Consider the following 17,455-nt stretch of genomic DNA (forward strand, 5'->3'; position numbering starts at 1 on the left):
TGGCAACCGGGCTGGCGTCATGACTGCTTGGCGAAAGCCTTTTCCAGGAACTTCGCGGCCGAGAGCGCACGAGCATCGTCCCCGAAACGGGCGATGATCTGCACGCCGAGCGGGGCCCCCTCCCCCGGCACGGGGATGGTGACGCAGGGCACTCCCATCAGCGTCCAGAGCCGGTTGAAGCGGGAATCCCCGGTGGAGGCGTACCCCTCCGGCGCCCGGCCCGGGGCCGAGACCGTCAGAAGGACGTCGAGATCGGAATCGCGCAGGATGTCCCGCAGGCTGCGCCTCGCATGATGAGCCACCCGCCGGGCGGCATCGTAGGTAGCGGCCTCGATGGTCCGGGCGGTGTCGAGATGGCCGCGCAGGAGCGGCGGCAGCGAATCGCGGTGGGTTTCGTATTCCCAGGCGAGGGCTTGCGCCGATTCGAAATCCTGGATCGTCGCGTGCGCATTGAAGGCATGGCGGAACTCGTCGGGCAACGCGAAGTCGCGGATGTCGGCAGCTGCCGCTTCCGCCATCACCCGCGCCCGGTCGAGAGCCTGCAGCGCGTCGGGTTCGGCGGCCTCGCAATACTCGGGAACGAGGAGGCCGATCCTTGGAATCGGCCCCGTCCCGTCGATCTCCGGCCGGCCGGCGATGAGGGCGAGGGCATGGGCGGCGTCGGCTGCGCTCGCGGCGAACAGGCCGAGTGTGTCGAGGGTCCAGGAGAAGCACTTCACGCCGACCGTCGGCAGCAGCCGGAACGAGGGTTTCACGCCCACCACGCCGCAAAAGGCCGCTGGCCGGATCACCGAGCCGCCTGTCTGTGTTCCCAGTGCCAGCGGCAGCATCCCGGCGGCCACCGCCGCTGCCGAACCTGCGGACGATCCACCCGGGGTCCGGCCCGGCGCGCGGGGATTTCGTGTCTCCGTGGGATCGACGAAGGCGAAGGCGGTCGTCGTGGTCTTGGCCAGGGGCACGGCGCCGAGGCGCTTCAGACGCGCCACGATCGGCGCATCGGCGCGCGGCTGCCAACCGGCATAGATCGACGATCCCATCTGCGTCGGGAGGTGCGCGGTGTCGATGATGTCCTTGATGCCGACCGCGATGCCGGCGAGCGGGCCCGTATCGGACACTTGCGGGGTTGCATCGGTCGCCACGAAGGCACGGACCGACGGTTCGTGCTCAGCTATCGCGTCCCGGGTCCGCACGATGGCCTGGGCGGGGGTGAGCGTTCCCGCCTCGATACGGGCGCGGAGGGACAGGAGCGAGAGCATCGTCATCGGGTGGCTCGCTGGGGCACAATGAAAGGGAGAGCCGGCGGCTTGTTCCAGGAAGCGCCGTCGGGAGCGGGTGTCACAAGCGTGTCTCGGGCCGCTCGACGAACAGTCGAGGTGATGCCAGGAACGTCGGGAAGCGTCCAGCACATCACGGTGGCGCTGGTGCTGCGGCCTTGCAACTTCTGCGAGAGTTTTCGATTCCCGCTCAGCTTTGGTCTCGCTCATGCATGGCGGTTGCGTCACCGGTGGACGACGATGACAAGCGTGCCGGAGACACGCCCGTGGCCGAAACGCTGCGAAAAGGGATGCGAGTGGGCGATGGCGGGAATTGAGACGCAGGTGGCCAAGGATCGCGTGGGAATGATGTGCCAATCCCTGCGCCGCGCCATCGTCGAGCGCGCGCTGGCGCCCGGTGATCGCCTGCCGGAAGATGCCCTTGGCGACCGTTTCGGCGTGAGCCGCACCATCGCGCGGCAGGTGCTGGGGCAACTCGCCGGTGAAGGGCTGGTGGAACTCCGCCGCAACCGGATCGCCATCGTGGCGACGCCGAGTTGGGAAGAGGCACGCGACACGTTCGAGGTCCGCATCTCCCTGGAGCGCCTCGTGGTCCAGCGACTGGCCGGTCGCCTCACCGCCGAGCAGGAAGCGATTCTGCTCGCACATATCGACGAGGAGGACGCGGTCCGTGGCGGACCGGAAGCCCCATCGATCCGGCTCGCCACCGAGTTTCACCTCCTGCTGGCGCGAATGACCGGCAGCCCCGTCCTCGTCCGCTACGTGGCCGAGCTCGGCTATCGCTGCGCGCTGACCCTCTCGCTGTACAGCCGTCCGCACTCCTCGGATTGCGCCGTCAACGAGCACCGCGAGATCGTGGCGGCGCTCATGGCCGGCGACGTCGATCGTGCGACTCATCTGATGGATCATCACCTCGATGCCGTGGCCGTGCGGGCGCATATCGTTGCCGAGCCCCCGCGCGAGCGTGACCTCCGCCGGGTCCTGGCGCCCTACGTCACCGAGAAGAGTACTTTGCGACGCCGGGCTGGTTGAAGCGGCGCAAATGCGATTCCGCGCCGGCTTGCGACATGCGCCAATCCGGCGGCTTTAATCTCTCGGCAACCCTGAAAGCCTAGGCCCCTCTCCTCGGACCGTCGGCCCTGACAGGAGAAGCCCGCCTTGCGTGAACCTTTCGTTCCCGATGCGCTGGCCGAGCGGCTGCGGGCCAAGCGGCGCAATACGAGGCCGGTGGCGGCCCTGGTCTGCGAGCCCGCGAAGCCCCTCTTCGCCGAGTTACTCGATGGGCGCGGGCATGGCACCGGGCAGTTCGTGCGTCTGTCGCAGGGAATGGTGGAGCGCATCGCGCGGGTGATGCGCGATGAGGTGGTCGGCGAAGAGGCTTGACCATCCGGCGAGGCCGCATCCCGCCGGGCAGTGTTCCGGTTCGGCGAGAACGGCCTTACAGAGCCGGCGATGGACCTGAGACCTTACCAGCGCGCCAGCCTCGACGCACTCTATGCCTCGTGGCGCAACGAGACCGGCGATGGGCTGATCGTCCTGCCCACGGGGGCGGGCAAGGCCTTCGTCATCGCGGCCCTGGTCCGCGAAGTGCTCGCCGAGCGTCCCGGCGCGCGGATTGCCATTGTCACACATACCCGCGAGCTCATCGCCCAGAATCATCGTGAGCTTATGACCTACTGGCCGGCTGCGCCGGCCGGTATCTACTCGGCCGGCTTGAACCGACGCGAAACCGCGACGCAGATCCTGTTCTGCGGCATCCAATCGGTCTGGAACCGCTTCGACGCCATCGGTGCCTTCGATGTCGTGGTGGTCGATGAAGCCCATCTGATTCCTCGCGACGCGGAGACTCGGTACGGCCGGTTCCTCGCGGCCCTGCGTGCCGCCCGACCGGAGCTGAGCGTCGTCGGCCTCACCGCGACTCCGTACCGCCTCGATAGCGGCCGCCTCGACGAAGGCGAAGGCCGCCTGTTCGAACGCATCGTCTATGAGGCCAATGTCGGCGACCTGATCCACCAGGGCTACCTCGCCCCCCTGATCTGCAAGGCCACCGCCACGGCGCTCGACGTGTCTGGCGTGGCCAAGCGCGGCGGCGACTACATCCCGAGCGCCCTCGAGGCGGCGGTGAACCAGGATTGGATCACCCGCGCGGCGGTGGAGGAAATGGCCGGTTTCGGCCGCGACCGCCGGGCCTGGCTCGCCTTCTGCGCCGGTGTCGCCCATGCCGAGGCGGTGCGCGATGCGGTGCGGGCGGAAGGCTTCAGCTGCGAAATGGTGACGGGCGAGACCGGCAAGCGCGATCGCGACCGGATCGTGCGCGATTTCACCGCCGGAAGGCTACGCTGCCTAACCTCGGTCGGCGTCCTTTCGACCGGATTCAACGTCCCGCGCGTGGACCTCATCGCTCTGCTGCGGCCGACCCAGAGCACGGGCCTCTACGTCCAGCAGGTGGGCCGTGCGCTGCGGACCGCGCCGGGCAAGTCCGATGCGCTGATCCTCGACTATGCCGGCCTGGTACGGATGCACGGGCCGGTAGATATCGTCACCGCGCGCAGTGCCGCCGCGATCAAGGGCCGAGAGGGAGAGATCCGGGCCAAGCCCTGCCCCGGCTGCGGCGCGCTCATCGCTCTCAATGCCAGCACCTGCGAGGCGTGCTGGGTCGAGCCGGACGAGACCGACGAGGATGGGCCGAGCCATGAGGCCGCGGCCGACGACGAGCATCCGATCCTGTCCCGCGCGGTACCGGTCTGGCGCGGCGTCTCCCGGTGGCGGCTCGGCCGCCATGCTTCATCCGGCAGCCTCGACGTCGAGTTCCAGACCGATGACGGGTCGAGCCACCGGGTGCGGATCGCCTTGGAGCAGGCCGGTTACCCCCGAGAGAAGGCGGTGCAATGGTGGCGTCAACTCGGCGGCGGCCGCGACGTGCCGATGACGGTTGCCGAGGCGCTGACGCGGATCGACGATCTCACCCGGCCCTCCGCGATCCTGATCCGTGCCAACGGACGACTGTCCGAGAGCATCAGCTATCGCTTTCCGGATGGCCGCACCTTCGTCGACACGCGGCGGCTCGCCGGAGCCGACGCCTGAGGGGAGCGCCTAAGCCGAGACGCCGTGCTTCGTGAGCAGTCGTTCGGCACTGTCGTTCCAGACTTCCATCGTCACGATCAGACCGTCACGTACCGTGAAGCGGTCGACGTAGCGATTGCCTTCGAACGGCGTTCCATCCGGCCATTCGCCGTAAAGGGTGCCGAGGCTGTAGACCGTGGTGCCCCCCTCTCCCGGCACCACGTCCAGACGCTCCATGCGCTTCTTCACCCAGGCATAGCGGCCCGCGTTGAAGGCCGTCACCTCGCGGGGATGCCGGAAGACCCGGGCGCCAGTGAAGACGATCTCGATCCCCGGCGCCATATAGCGCGCGGCGGTTTCAGGGTCGGGCACCATGGAGGCTTCGAGATAGGCAGTGACGATGGCCGCATCGGTGTCGGTGGTGGTTTCTGCCTCGGTCGCTTGGGTCATGCTCTGGTCTCCGTTCGATCCCGACACTGCTCCGAGCTCGCAAAAAGTGCATGCAACAAGTGTATGCAGTTTGGCGTGAAAGCAGGCATCGCAATCCGCGCTTTTGGAATTAGATAAAAGATATCAACGCTTTGACAAATGGCACGGTGGTTGCGGTGATGGGTCCGATTCCTCCGGAGAGCCGTCCATGCGCAAGCACAGCCCATCATCGCTGACCCGCCGCCTCGCCCTCGGGGCGACCGCGTTGGTCGGTCTCGCGTTCGTCGCGCCGGTGCAGGCGGCGGAGACAATCAAGATCGGCCTCGTAACCGCTTTGTCTGGCCAATCCGCCAAGTCCGGCGAAGCGATCTCGCGAGGCATCGGTCTCGCCATCGACGAGGTCAACGCTGCCGGCGGCGTTCTAGGGCGGCCTCTGGAGCTAGTGGCGCGGGATGACGAGGCCAACCCGTCGAAGGGCGTGCTGGCCGCCCGGGAGCTGATCCAGCGCGTCGGCGTCGTCGCCCTGGTCGGCGGTCTCGATACCCCGGTCTCGATGGCGATCGTGCCCATCGCCAACCAGATGAAAGTGCCCTTCCTCGGCCCCTGGGCGGCGGGCACCGGCATCACGCGTAACGGTGCCGCCGACAACTACGCCTTCCGCGTCTCGGCGGTGGATGCCCTCGTGGACGAGGCTCTCGTCGCCTATGCGATCAAGACCCATCAGGCGAAGAAGCCCGGCATGATCCTCGTCAACAACGCCTGGGGCGAGTCGAACCAGCAGGGTCTGACGGCGGCCTTGAAGACAGCCGGTCTTCCTGCCGCCGGCATCGAGAAATACGAGGCGTCCGACGTGGACATGGTGCCCCAACTCACGCGGCTGAAGGAGGCCGGCGCCGACACCCTGTTCCTAGTCGGCAATGTCGGGCCCTCGGCCCAGATCGTGAAATCCCTCGACCGGATGGGATGGAGCGTACCCGTCGTGTCGCATTGGGGCCCCGCCGGCGGTCGCTTCGATGAGCTTGCCGGCCCGAGCGCCGCCAAGGTGCATTTCATTCAGACCTTCACCTTCGCCGGCAATACCTCGCCAAAGGCGATGGCGGTGCTCGATGCCCTGAAGGCCAAGTATCCAGCGATCAAGTCCATGGCCGATGTGACCCCAGCCGTGGGCATCGCCAACGCGTACGACGCGACGCATCTCCTGGCCCTTGCGATTGGCGAGGCCAAGTCCACAAAGGGGCCGGACGTGCGCGACGGCTTCTACAAGATCGCCACCTATCCCGGCCTGATCAAGACCTACGACAAGCCCTTCGCCCCGGACCGTCACGACGCGCTCGGCCCACAGGATTACGTGTTCACGCGGTTCAAGGACGGCGAGATCGTCGCCGTGGCGAACTGAGGAAGCGGCCATCGCCGTTCATCCCACCCGCGACCTCATCCTGTGGCGCCGCGAAGCGGCCTCGAAGGAGGTCTCCGGAACTCACTGTGCGAACTGGACGCCTCCTTCGAGGCCTCCGCTTCGCTGCGGCGTCTCAGCGATGAGGTGGCTGGGTGGGATGGACCACATGATACGGTGAAAGTGAGAGTTCCATGCTGACCGGCTCCCTTGTGAGCGGCCTCGGTCTCGGGAGCATGTACGGGCTCATCGCCCTCGGCTTCCACGTGACCTACGCCGTCTCCGGTACGGTGAATTTCGCGCAAGGAAGCGCCGTCACTCTCGGGGCGGTGCTGGGCTACATGCTCGGCGTCACATTAGGCTGGCCGATGCCGTTGGCGCTGGCCGCAGCCCTGGCCGGCTGCGCGTTTCTCGGCATCGTGGTCGAGCGCATTCTGGTGCGCCCCTTCGTCGAGCGGAACTCGGATGCCTGGCTCCTTGCCACGGTGGCCGGGGGCGTGGTGCTCGACAACGTCATTCTGTTCACCTTTGGCAAGGAGCCACGCAGCCTGCCCTCCCCGCTGGCGCGCAACCCGGTCGATTTCTTCGGTACCGGAATCTACCCACTGCAGATCGTGATCCCCGTTGTCGGGCTCGCCGTCGCCTTCGCCATCCACACGGTGTTCCGCCGGACAGATCTTGGCCGCGTTCTGCTTGCGGTGGCGCAGAATGCCGACGCCGCGCGGCTGATGGGCATAGACGTGCGTCGCACGGTGGCCTGCGCCTTCGCGCTCTCCGCCCTCCTCGCGGGGGCGGCGGGCCTCCTCATCGCCCCGCTGTTCTCGGTCTCGGCCGAGATGGGCACCCTGTTCGGCATCAAGGCCTTCGCCGTCGCCATTCTCGGCGGGATCGGCTCCGCCACCGGCGTGGTCCTGGCCGGTCTGCTCTACGGCGTCGTGGAAGCCCTGGTCACCGGCTATCTCGGTTCCGGCTACACCCAGATCGTGGTGTTTTCGGTGATCATCCTCGCGCTGGCGCTGCGTCCTGACGGCCTCCTCGGCCGGGCCGCCGTGAACAAGGTCTGAGCCGATGCGCGCCGGAAGCTCCGCCCTGCCCATCGCCATTCTCGCCCTCACCGTCGCGGGGATCGGCCTCGTGGCCGCCACCGACGGCTACAGCCATTTCATCATCGCCCTCGTGGCGTTGACGACGCTGGCCGGAACGGGGCTGAACGTCCTCCTCGGCCTCACCGGCCTGATCTCCTTCGGCCATGCCGGTTTCTACGCGATCGGCGCCTATGCGAGCGCCATCCTGACCCTTTCCGGGGTGAGCTTCTGGCTGGCGCTCCCCGCCGCCGGCCTGCTCTCCGGGGTTCTTGGCGGCGTACTCGCGATCCCCGCCATGCGGGTCAAGGGCCCCTATCTCGCCATGGTGACCATCGCCTTCGGCTTCATCGTCGAGCATGGGCTGATCGAGGGCGGCGCGCTCACCGGAGGCCAGAACGGCCTCGTCATCGCCACCGGCCCGACCCTGTTCGGATTCCCGTTCCTGGAGCGCGAACTCGCGATCCTGTCGGTCCTCGGCGCCGGCCTCGCCCTCTACGGCTTCCATCGCCTCGCGCGCAGCCGCCTCGGCCTCGCCATGCGGGCGGTGCGGGACGCGGATGTCGCCGCCGCGTCCCTCGGCTTCGATCCGGTGCGGGTAAAGACCCTGGCCTTCATGATCTCGGCGGCACTGACCGGCCTCGCCGGGGCGGTGCTGCCGCCGTTGATGCTGTTCATTGCGCCGAGTTCGTTCCCGTTCACCCAGTCGATCCTGTTCGTACTCTCGGTGGTGGTGGGAGGCGCCGGCACAGTGCTGGGGCCGCTCTTCGGTGCCCTGGTCACCGTTCTCCTGCCAGAGACCCTCTCCGGGCTCGCAGAGTACCGCCTGCTGTTCTTCGGCCTCGCGACGCTGGTGGTCCTGTGGCTGGTGCCGGCCGGCATCGTCGGGAGCCTCGCCCGGCTCCTGCCGCGCCGCGTTTCCGGGACTGCGTCTGGAACCGGCGGCGACGTCGTGTCCTACTTGGCGCAGACGCAGCCGGAAGCGCTCTCGGTGGAGGGGATCGGCATCAGCTTCGGCGGCATCAAGGCTGCGGAGGGCGTCTCGGTGAACGCCGCACCTGGCGCCGTCACGAGCATCATCGGCCCGAACGGGGCCGGCAAGACCACCGTGCTCAACATGGTCTCGGGGTTCTACCGGCCCGGTGCCGGGGCGATCCGACTCGCGGGTCGGGATCTCGCCGGTCTGCCCGCCCACCGTATTGCCCGCGCTGGCATTGCCCGGACCTACCAGACCACGCGGCTGTTCGGTTCACTGTCGGTCATCGACAACGTGGCCCTCGCCATTGCCCCCGGGCGTCTGTTCCGAGCAGGCGCGAGAAGCGATGTCGCCGCCTCTACCGCCCTCCTCGCCTTTGTCGGCTATACCGGAGCCCTCCACCGGCCCGCCGCCGAACTGCCTCACGTGGATCGCCGCCTCGTCGAAATCGCGCGGGCCCTGGCCGGTCAGCCACGCGTCCTTCTGCTTGACGAGCCCGCAGCGGGCCTCACTCGCGCTGATACCGACCGTTTGGGTGGTCTCCTGCGCCGCATCGCCGATTGCGGTATCGTGGTGGTTCTCGTCGAGCATGACATGCCCCTCGTCATGGGCATCTCGGACCATATCCTCGTCATGGATGCCGGCCGGCCCATCGCGCGGGGGGACGCCACTGCGGTACGGGCCGATCCCGCTGTCCTGCGGGCCTATCTCGGTGGTGCCGATACCCCTGCCCGGCCGCGCCCGTCCCCTTGGAAAGGTCCCGCCGACGCGGTTCTCTCGGCTCTCGACCTGACCGCGGGTTACGGCGCCGCACCGGTCCTGGACCGGCTGTCGCTGGATGTCCGTCCCGGCGAGACCGTCGCGCTCCTCGGCGCGAATGGGGCGGGAAAATCCACCGCCATGCGTGCGTTGAGCGGTCTCCTCCGCCCGGTAGAGGGCGCGGTGATCCTGGAGGACCGTGCCATCGCCGGCCTACCGGCCCATGCCATTGCCCGCCTCGGCCTCGCCCTCGTGCCTGAAGGCAGGCAGGTCTTCCCGGAACTCTCCGTGTTGGAGAACCTCCGGCTCGGCGCGCATGGACGCAAGGCCCCGATCGATCCGAGTGAGATCGAGGCCCTGCTCGACCGGTTTCCCCGCCTTCGCGACCGGGCAACGAGCCGGGCCGGGCTACTTTCGGGCGGCGAACAGCAGATGCTGGCCATCGCTCGCGGGATGATGGCGCAGCCGCGCATCCTCCTCCTCGACGAACCCTCGCTCGGGCTCGCCCCGTCCATGATCAACGCCCTCTACGCCGTCGTGGCCGAGTTACGCGACCAGGGCGTGACCATCCTCATCGTCGACCAGATGGCCGCACTGGCCTTGACCGTGGCGGATCGCGGCTACGTGCTGGAACAGGGCCGCGTCGTCGCCTCGGGCTCGGCGGCGGAACTCTCCGCCGATGAGACCCTTGCCGCGGCCTATCTCGGTGCCGCCTGACAATTCGAGGGAATGAGATCGATCATGGAGCGCGATGCATTGAGGGATGCACCGAAACACCACGGCCGCTACCGCTATAGCGCCCTGCCCGATCGTCCCGTCTACGACTGGCCGGGGGGGAAGCGCCTCGCGGTCTATGTCGCGCTCAATCTCGAGACTTTCGATTTCGGATCGGGCCTCGGCGCCGAACTGGCTCCCGGCGGTCTCCAGCCGGACGTGCTGAACTATGCTTGGCGCGACTGGGGCAATCGCGTCGGTGCCTGGCGGATGAAAGCGCTGTTCGACGAGCTTTGCCTTCCCGCCAGCGTCCTTGCCAACAGCCGGATCTACGAGGATTGCCCCGGTCTGATCGAGGCTTTCCGGGCACGCGGCGACGAGATCGTCGGGCATGGCCGCACCAACGCGGAGCGACAGGGCAGCCTCGACGAGGATGCCGAACGCGCCCTCATCGCCGAAGCCACTGCCATCCTGGCTCGGGAGGAAGGCAAGGCCCCCGCCGGATGGCTCGGTCCCTGGATCTCGCAATCTCGCGTGACGCCGGACCTCCTGGCCGAGGCGGGATACCGCTATCTCCTCGATTGGGCCCATGACGACCAGCCGATCTGGTTCTCCACACGCGGAGGCGGGCGCATCCTCTCAGTGCCGTATCCCCAGGAACTCAATGACATCCCCGCTATCGTGGCGAGGAAAGATTCCGCGCGGGACTTCGCCGATATGATCGTCGATGGCTTCGACGAGATGCTGCTGCAATCGGAGCGGGCCCCGCTTGTCATGGGGATTGCCCTGCACCCCTATATCGTCGGTCAGCCGCATCGGCTGCGGCCGCTTCGGGCGGCGCTTGCCCACATTGCCTCCCACCGCGACGAAATCTGGCTCACCACCGCTGGAGCCATCGCCGACCATGTGACGAGCCAGGCGGGACCGGAGCCGGGATAGCGCCACCACTTCGCACGTTGCTCCGACCCAGAGCGCCCGCTGGGTTTGTTCCGTCAGTAAGCGATATGGCTATTAAAGGGTGGAAGGCGCGCAAGGCTTGCGCCATATAGGGGACATGACCGAAACATCGACATACCCCTACACCCTGGAAATCCTCAGCCCCCGCACCGAGGGCGCGACCTACCAATGGGCCATTCGCAAGGGTGGCAAGCTGGTTCAGCGCTCGGACCGAAGCCTGACTAGCGAGGCCAAGGCCCGCGAGAACGGTCTCGCTCAGATCGAGAAGCTCCTATCGGGCTTTGGCGAGCGATAAGCTCGGTTTTCTTCGGTTCCGCACCCGGATAGCAGCAGGTCCTGGTTGAACGCCGGACCGCCGCTAAGACCGTATCGCCGGAACGTGACGTGGGAGCGGGCTTCCCTAATTGGCTTCGGCCGATGGGATATATGGCGTCATGGTTGATGCCTGAGCCCTTCCACGAACGGCCGAATTCCTTCCTGACTACCATGGCCGCAGCGACCTAATCCGTATGGGTCCTGCCGGCCGCTTTGCAAATTGCGTTGGCATATTATATCCCAGTATGTGTCTCTGACGCCGATTGCTGGGAGGTCGCTCGATGGTGAAGCTGGTGCAACCCGATCGTCCAATCTGGCCTCCTTTTCCGGACGAACCCAATGAGGTGCCTCCTTCGATAGAGGATGGGCTTCAGGGCGGAACGCCAAGCGAGCGGATACCGCAGGCGGAACCTGGATACAGCCATGCGACCGAACGTAAGGAGCTTGTTCGACCCGCCATATTGCCGGGTTCATAGCTGGCTGCCTACAAGGTCTTGAGTTGTGGCGAGTGTGATACGCTGCAAAGCTTGAAACTGATCGCCTTCACGTAGGTTGACGTCTCAGAGATTCACTTGTGAATTCTGGGACGTTTCATGACGAAGATCGCCACTTCCTTCTTTGCGGTGATGATGACTGCGTCCGCTCCCGCCTTCGCGCAATCGACAGGGCCGGCGGAAATCAAGCAACCCGGCCCGGCACGTATGACAACGCCAGGGACCACCGGCGCACCGGTGGTGAAGCCGGGGGGCATCGATAACGGTGGTCCAGGCTCTATTGGAACCGAGGCGTATGGTGCCGTAGGCGCGGAAAGCCGTTCGAATAACTCGGGTGCTGCGGGCAACGCCAACAAGCCTGAAGTCGCGATCCCCAATACGGGCGGTGGTGGCGGACGATAGACCGTGCTTTGGACGTACTCACACAACCGTATTGGTGCTAGTCAGTTGCTCGTGCCGACGGTATAGATCTAGGATTTCGTTGAACGAGGGCTTTATATCGGCAGATATGACTTGGCTTATACGATGATATCAGCTCGACATTAGATTTTATTCATTCGATTGCTGAAAATTAGAACGCTACGGGTGTGATGAATTCGTGGCCTGTATGGCATTCACGCAATCCGGTATTTGCATTTGGGCGGAAGCCGCTCCGCTTAATCGACCGTAGACCAGTTATCAGACGATCGACCGGCCCGCGCGAGGAGGGCACCATCGCGAGCCGGTCGATGTACCGCGCATTCACCGGGTGAATGCGCGATGTCGGCATGCCCGAAGCGGCCGGGCATGATTGATGTGTCCTGCTACGATGCGGCCGGGTGAGCCATCGAGGTCGCGCCAACAGTCGTCCGGTCCTTGTCCGGAACTCGCTTCACGCGGAACCAGAGGGCATAGAGCGCGGGGAGGAACAGCAGGGTCAGAAGCGTCCCGACACCGACGCCTCCGATGAGGACGTAAGCCAGCGCCCCCCAGAACACCGAATGGGTGAGCGGGATGAAAGCGAGCATGGCGGCGGCTGCGGTCAGGATGACGGGGCGGGCGCGCCGCACCGTCGATTCGACGATGGCGTCGTAATCCGACAGGCCCGCTTCACGGTCGTGGTGAATCTGGTCCACCAGAATCAGTGTGTTGCGCATCAGGATGCCAGACAGGGCGATCAACCCTAGGATGGCGTTGAAGCCGAAGGGCTGGTGAAAAATCAGCAGAGTCGGCGCGGCACCGACCAAGCCCAGCGGGGCGGTGGCGAAAACCATGAACATGGCCGCGAACGAACGCACCTGAATCATGATGACCGTGAGGGTCACGATCAACATGATCGGGAAAACCGCCACGAGCGACATCATCGCCTTCGCGCTTTCCTCGACCGCGCCGGCTGTGTCGATGCGGTAGCCCGGGGGTAGCTTGGCCTTGATCGGATCGAGCAGGGGCGCAACCTGAGCGTGGATGTCCGGTGGCTGCTTTCCGTCGATCACGTCGCCCTGGACGCGGATATAGGTCTCGCGATTGTAGCGCTTCAGGACTGCATCCTCGCTGGTGCTCTCGAGCCGGGCGACTTGGGACACGGGCACTTGGCGGCCGTCCTTCGTCGCCAGCGTCAGGTCACCGATCTCGCCGAGTGAGCGCCGCTCCGGGCCGGGGCTGCGCAGCAGCACATCGACCGAGCGCAGGTTCTCGCGCACCTGCGTGGCGGGGGTGCCGTTGAGATAATTCTGCAGCTGCTGGCCTGCCTCCTTCGGGGTCAGCCCGATCAGGCGCAGTCGCTCCTGGTCGAAGGCGAGCCTCAGATTGGGGGTCTTGTCGCCCCAGTCCAGATGAACCAGGCGCAGGTTCGGGTTGGCCGCCATGACCTCTCGGATCTCGGCTGCGATGCCACGGATCACGTCGAGATCAGGACCGACGACCCGGAAGGCCACGGGGAAGCGGATGGGGGGGCCGAACACGATCTGCAGCACGCGCACCCGCGCCTCGGGGAAGCGGCCCTCTTCCACAAGTTTGCGGACTCTGCCGCGTAGGACGTCGCGGGTCGCCGCATCGGCGGTCTGCACCACGATTTGGGCGAAGGCCGGATCTGGCAGTTCGGGATCGAAAGAGAGCACGAAGCGGGGCATGCCCTGGCCGATATAGCTCGTGATCTCCCCAGCCTCGGACAGTTCGCGTACGGCCGCTTCGATCCGCTTGACGCTGGCCTCGGTGGTGGCGAAAGCCGATCCCGCCGGCAGGGTCACCTCGACGATGAGTTCGGGGCGCTCGGAATTCGGAAAGAACTGCTGTTCGACCTTCCCCATGGCGACCACCGCGAGCGCGAACAGACCTACCGTGATGCCGGCTGCCATCCATTTGTGGTCGACCGACATCCGCACGACGCGGCGTAGGCGCTGGTAGTTTTTCGTGGCGTAGATGGCCTCGTGGCCACCTTCCACTTTCTTGATGTTCGGCAGAAGCTTGACGCCGAGATACGGCGTGAAAGTCACGGCGACGATCCAAGAAATGATCAGCGAGAATGCTACGACCCAGAAGATGTTACCGGCATACTCCCCGGCGGTGGACGCGGCGAAGCCCACCGGCAGGAAGCCTGCGATGGTGACAAGCGTGCCCGTCAGCATCGGCGCGGCGGTGGCGCTCCAGGCATAGGCCGCGGCCTCGATCCGGTCGGCGCCTTCCTCCATGCGCACCACCATCATCTCGATGGCGATGATGGCGTCATCGACGAGTAGCCCGAGCGAAATGATGAGGGCGCCCAGTGTGATGCGGTCGAAGTCGCGGCCCGTCACCATCATCACGACGAACACCGCCGAGAGGGTGAGCGGCACGGCGAGCGCCACGACGATGCCGACCCGGAAGCCGAGCGCCACAAGGGAGACGAAGATCACCACGCCGAGGGCCGTGAAGAACTTGACCATGAATTCATGGATGGCGTCGTCGATGACCTTGGCCTGGTCGGTGATCTTGGTGAATGTGATGCCCACCGGCGTCTCGTGATGGATCGCCACCTCCTCGGCATTGAGGGCCGCGCCGAGGTTCAGGCCATTGAAGCCAGGCTTCATCACGAGGCCGAGCATGAGCGCCGGTTCGCCGTCGTTGCGGATCTCGAAGGTCTTCGGGTCTTCGTAGCCGCGCTTGACCTCGGCGATATCGCCGAGCTTGAGACTGCGGTCCCCGGCCGCAACGGGGAGGTTTCGGATCGCGTCGAGTCCGTCGATGGCGCCGTCCAGGCGCAGGTAGACGCGTGGACCCACCGCCTCGACGAAGCCTGCCGGTGTGACGTCGTTCTGATTGGCCAGCGCCGCCAGCACTTGCTGGCCGGTGATTCCGAGGGTGGCGAGGCGCTGATACGAGATTTCGACGAAGATCTTTTGGGCCTGCTCGCCGAGGATATTGATCTTCTCGACGCCGGGCACGCGCAGTAGGCGCTGGCGCATATCCTCGGCCCGTAGCACCAGCTGCCGGTGCGGAAGACCCTTTGCCTGCACCGCGTAGAGGGCGAAATAGATGTCGGAGAATTCGTCGTTGAACAGCGGCCCAAGCACGCCACGTGGCAGGCTGGAGGCCTGATCGGAAAGCTTCTTCCTGGCCTGATAGAACTCCGATTGGAGCTTGGCCGGCGGCATGTTGTCCTTGAAAATGACCTTGGTCATCATCAGGCCGGGCCGGACTGTCGTCTCGGCGCGATCGTAGTAGACGAGTTCCTGCAGGCGCTTTTCGAGCGGGTCGGCGACCTGACGCTGCATTTCCTCGGCGGTGGCGCCGGGCCAGGCAGCCGAAACCGTCATCACCTTGACGGTGAAGGCCGGATCCTCTCCGCGCCCGAGCTTTTCGAACGCGAAGAAGCCGGCGCCCGTAAGGGCAATGAGGAGAAAGAGCGTGACCGCTCGTTCTCGGACCGCAAGTGCTGAAAGGTTGAAGCCGCTCACCGCACGACTCCCGTCATGCTCGCCGGGGCCGGCCTGACCTTCTGGTCGGGCTTCAGCAGATGAGCACCCAGCGCCACGATACGGTCACCCGCACTCAGGCCCGCGAAGATGTCCGCGCGCTCCTCGCCCATACGAGCGACCTTCACGACTTGAGGCCGCACTGTTTCAGTGGCTGCGTCGTAGCGCCAGACGGAGGTGCCTTGGCCTTGGTCGAACAGCGCGCCAAGCGGAACTTCCACCGCGGCGGCACGGCCGGCACTCAAGGTCTTAAGCAGCAGGGTCACGGTCGCGCCGAGTGGCGCGGTCTCGCCGCCGCCCGACAGAATGTAGCGCGCGCGGTAGGTGCGCGTGGCGGGGTCGGCGGTTGCCGAGAGTTCACGTAGCCGCGCGGGATAGGTGCTCTCGCCTTCGGCGTAGAGGGTGGCCGAGGCTTCGCCTTGCGCGGCACGCCGGCTGCCCTCCGGCAGGAACACTTCTGCCTCGCGCGCGCCATCGCGTGCCAGTTTCACCACCGTCTGCCCGGCGGCGACCACTTGACCGGGCTCCGAGGGGACCTCCATCACGACCCCGTCCGCATCGGCCTGCAACTCGGCATAGCCGGCCTGGTTGGCGATCTGGCTCGCTTGGGCTTCGGCATTGGCGAATTGCGCGGTGGCGGCGTCGGCCGCGCCTTTGTTCTGATCGTAGGTCTGTTTCGAGGTCCAGCCGTCTGAGACGAGTTTTCGGCTGCGCTCCTCGTCGGCTTTGGCCTTGATCATCTGAGCGCGGGCAGCCTCGACGGAGGCGCGGGCGGCGTTGAGCGCGAGGCTGAAATCGGTCCGGTCCAGGCGCATCAGAGGCTGGCCGCGCGTCACCCGGTCACCCGGATCGACGAGACGTTCGAAGATCTTACCTCCGACGCGGAAGCCGAGATTGCTCTCGGTGCGAGCCCGGATCACCCCCGTGTAGCGGGCCATCCCGCTGCCGCTGCGCACGACCTCCACGGTCTGGACCAAGGGCGGCTGAGGTGACACGGCGGTCTCGGCCGGCGAGCATGCCGTCAGGGCAAGCCCGATCATCCCGAGCGCAATCCTCGCATCCATCACGCATTTCCCCGTCGACGACTCATCGCGAATAAGATGATGAGTAACATATATTTTGCCAAAGAGAAGCGTCAAGATGCGTCGCTGTGGAGCGCGCCCTGTCTGAGGATGTCGCTCTCGGCCTATCGGGGGGAAAGGCGGCTCTGCCGGTACTGAAGGCCGCGGCGGTCAGAGTTTTGTCGTCTCCGCCCGCATTGTGATCGGGCCGCCAGGGACTCTCAGCGAAAATCTCAGAACACGGGCAACGGCATGAGCCGATGCTGGGTCAGGCCGCACAAAGAGGCCGCGCGACTCCCGTTTTCAACGAAACAGCTGGCGCCGAGACCGGAAAACGGGGTCAGCCCCGCATGGGGCGGGCTTGCAGGATGGCCGCCAACACGAAGGGGCGCTTCATCAGGGGGCCGGCATTGCCCCGGTTGACGAAATCATTCGCGCCGGGATGCCGTCGCACGGCTTTTCCCAGATCGAGACGGTAGCCTTCCTTGAAAACGAAAGGCGGCGCCATCGAATTTGCAAGAAACACTTCGACGGCAGCCGCCACTTCCTCTTGGGAAATCAAATTCAGGTCGCACAGGGCGGCTGTCGTCAGCTTTTCGGTCATTCCGAATGGTAGAGCCGCGCCGCTTTCCCGGCAACCATTAGCGCACTCAGTGCGGCGGCATTCTTCATTGGGCAAGCCATGCCTGACGGTCTCGCAGCCATCAGCCGAACCCCTGAACCATCCGTCTGAGCCAGCGCACTAGTGATGGGTCGATGCGTTAGAGGGCGCACGCGACTTGCTTCAGTGACAACGCCGGTGCAGGGCGATGAGGGTGTTCGGCCAGATCTCCGATTCCGCCACCGGCGCCAGGTCCGGTTGCCAGTGATCGAGGAACCGTTCGATCCAGCGCGGCGCGTCGAGGGGCATGTACTGATGGACCGCGCCCGCCGGCAGGCGCCGCCCGATCAGTTCGGCGGCGCTGCGCGTCCCCGTCGTGACGAGGACGCTGAAGCCCCGGGCGATCAT

The 17,455-nt window shown here is 65.9% G+C and carries 14 protein-coding genes and 1 pseudogene; 9 read left to right on the top strand and 6 right to left on the bottom strand.

The genetic code is table 11. The features are described 5' to 3' along the window. Window positions 1–17: 17 nt before the first annotated feature. Window positions 18–1,256 carry an amidase gene (locus AC0IXR_RS11465; protein ID WP_471760804.1) on the bottom strand — a complete coding sequence of 413 codons (1,239 nt, stop codon included), beginning with the start codon at window positions 1,254–1,256 and terminating at the stop codon, window positions 18–20. Between the two features lie 321 nt (window positions 1,257–1,577). On the opposite strand from AC0IXR_RS11465, the gene AC0IXR_RS11470 reads away from it, so the two are divergent. From AC0IXR_RS11470 to AC0IXR_RS11480, 3 genes are all read left to right on the top strand, one after another. Next, window positions 1,578–2,306: a GntR family transcriptional regulator gene (locus AC0IXR_RS11470; RefSeq protein WP_311274962.1), complete on the top strand. Its 729-nt coding sequence runs from the start codon at window positions 1,578–1,580 to the stop codon at window positions 2,304–2,306. Between the two features lie 126 nt (window positions 2,307–2,432). Beyond that, window positions 2,433–2,657 (top strand): hypothetical protein, encoded by a 225-nt coding sequence (locus AC0IXR_RS11475; RefSeq protein WP_207412839.1) that lies wholly within the window; start codon window positions 2,433–2,435, stop codon window positions 2,655–2,657. Window positions 2,658–2,726: 69 nt separating this feature from the next. Continuing rightward, the gene (locus AC0IXR_RS11480) at window positions 2,727–4,358 is read left to right on the top strand and encodes a DEAD/DEAH box helicase (RefSeq protein ID WP_471760774.1); all 1,632 of its coding nucleotides are present in this window, start codon (window positions 2,727–2,729) and stop codon (window positions 4,356–4,358) included. Between the two features lie 9 nt (window positions 4,359–4,367). On the opposite strand, the gene AC0IXR_RS11485 is transcribed toward AC0IXR_RS11480, so the two are convergent. Next, on the bottom strand, window positions 4,368–4,787 hold the full coding sequence (locus tag AC0IXR_RS11485; protein ID WP_471760775.1) for a nuclear transport factor 2 family protein: 420 nt from the start codon (window positions 4,785–4,787) through the stop codon (window positions 4,368–4,370). A gap of 187 nt (window positions 4,788–4,974) precedes the next feature. Between AC0IXR_RS11485 and AC0IXR_RS11490 the strand changes: the two genes are divergently transcribed. From AC0IXR_RS11490 to AC0IXR_RS11515, 6 genes are all read left to right on the top strand, one after another. Beyond that, entirely contained in the window at window positions 4,975–6,162 is a 1,188-nt protein-coding gene (locus AC0IXR_RS11490) for an ABC transporter substrate-binding protein (protein WP_311274959.1), read from the top strand. Window positions 6,163–6,353: 191 nt separating this feature from the next. Beyond that, window positions 6,354–7,223 carry a branched-chain amino acid ABC transporter permease gene (locus tag AC0IXR_RS11495; RefSeq protein WP_311274958.1) on the top strand — a complete coding sequence of 290 codons (870 nt, stop codon included), beginning with the start codon at window positions 6,354–6,356 and terminating at the stop codon, window positions 7,221–7,223. 4 nt (window positions 7,224–7,227) lie between these two features. Next, entirely contained in the window at window positions 7,228–9,693 is a 2,466-nt protein-coding gene (locus AC0IXR_RS11500) for a branched-chain amino acid ABC transporter ATP-binding protein/permease (protein ID WP_311274957.1), read from the top strand. A gap of 24 nt (window positions 9,694–9,717) precedes the next feature. Next, on the top strand, window positions 9,718–10,629 hold the full coding sequence (locus tag AC0IXR_RS11505) for a polysaccharide deacetylase family protein (RefSeq protein WP_471760776.1): 912 nt from the start codon (window positions 9,718–9,720) through the stop codon (window positions 10,627–10,629). Window positions 10,630–10,744: 115 nt separating this feature from the next. Then, the gene (locus AC0IXR_RS11510) at window positions 10,745–10,942 is read left to right on the top strand and encodes a hypothetical protein (RefSeq protein WP_018042694.1); all 198 of its coding nucleotides are present in this window, start codon (window positions 10,745–10,747) and stop codon (window positions 10,940–10,942) included. Window positions 10,943–11,555: 613 nt separating this feature from the next. After that, entirely contained in the window at window positions 11,556–11,858 is a 303-nt protein-coding gene (locus AC0IXR_RS11515; RefSeq protein ID WP_471760777.1) for a hypothetical protein, read from the top strand. A 401-nt stretch (window positions 11,859–12,259) separates the two neighbouring features. Here the strand turns inward: AC0IXR_RS11515 and AC0IXR_RS11520 are convergent, their stop codons facing one another. From AC0IXR_RS11520 to AC0IXR_RS11535, 4 genes and pseudogenes are all read right to left on the bottom strand, one after another. Then, window positions 12,260–15,367 (bottom strand): efflux RND transporter permease subunit, encoded by a 3,108-nt coding sequence (locus tag AC0IXR_RS11520; RefSeq protein ID WP_471760778.1) that lies wholly within the window; start codon window positions 15,365–15,367, stop codon window positions 12,260–12,262. Further along, complete coding sequence (locus AC0IXR_RS11525) at window positions 15,364–16,449, bottom strand: efflux RND transporter periplasmic adaptor subunit (RefSeq protein WP_471760779.1); 1,086 nt, start codon at window positions 16,447–16,449, stop codon at window positions 15,364–15,366. Before AC0IXR_RS11525 ends, AC0IXR_RS11520 begins: the two co-directional genes overlap by 4 nt. A 337-nt stretch (window positions 16,450–16,786) precedes the next feature. Then, window positions 16,787–17,050: a hypothetical protein gene (locus AC0IXR_RS11530; RefSeq protein WP_056432548.1), complete on the bottom strand. Its 264-nt coding sequence runs from the start codon at window positions 17,048–17,050 to the stop codon at window positions 16,787–16,789. Window positions 17,051–17,239: 189 nt separating this feature from the next. Next, a pseudogene (locus AC0IXR_RS11535) lies at window positions 17,240–17,455 on the bottom strand (glycosyltransferase N-terminal domain-containing protein); the annotation flags it as partial.

This window comes from Methylobacterium sp. AC832, assembly GCF_979256025.1.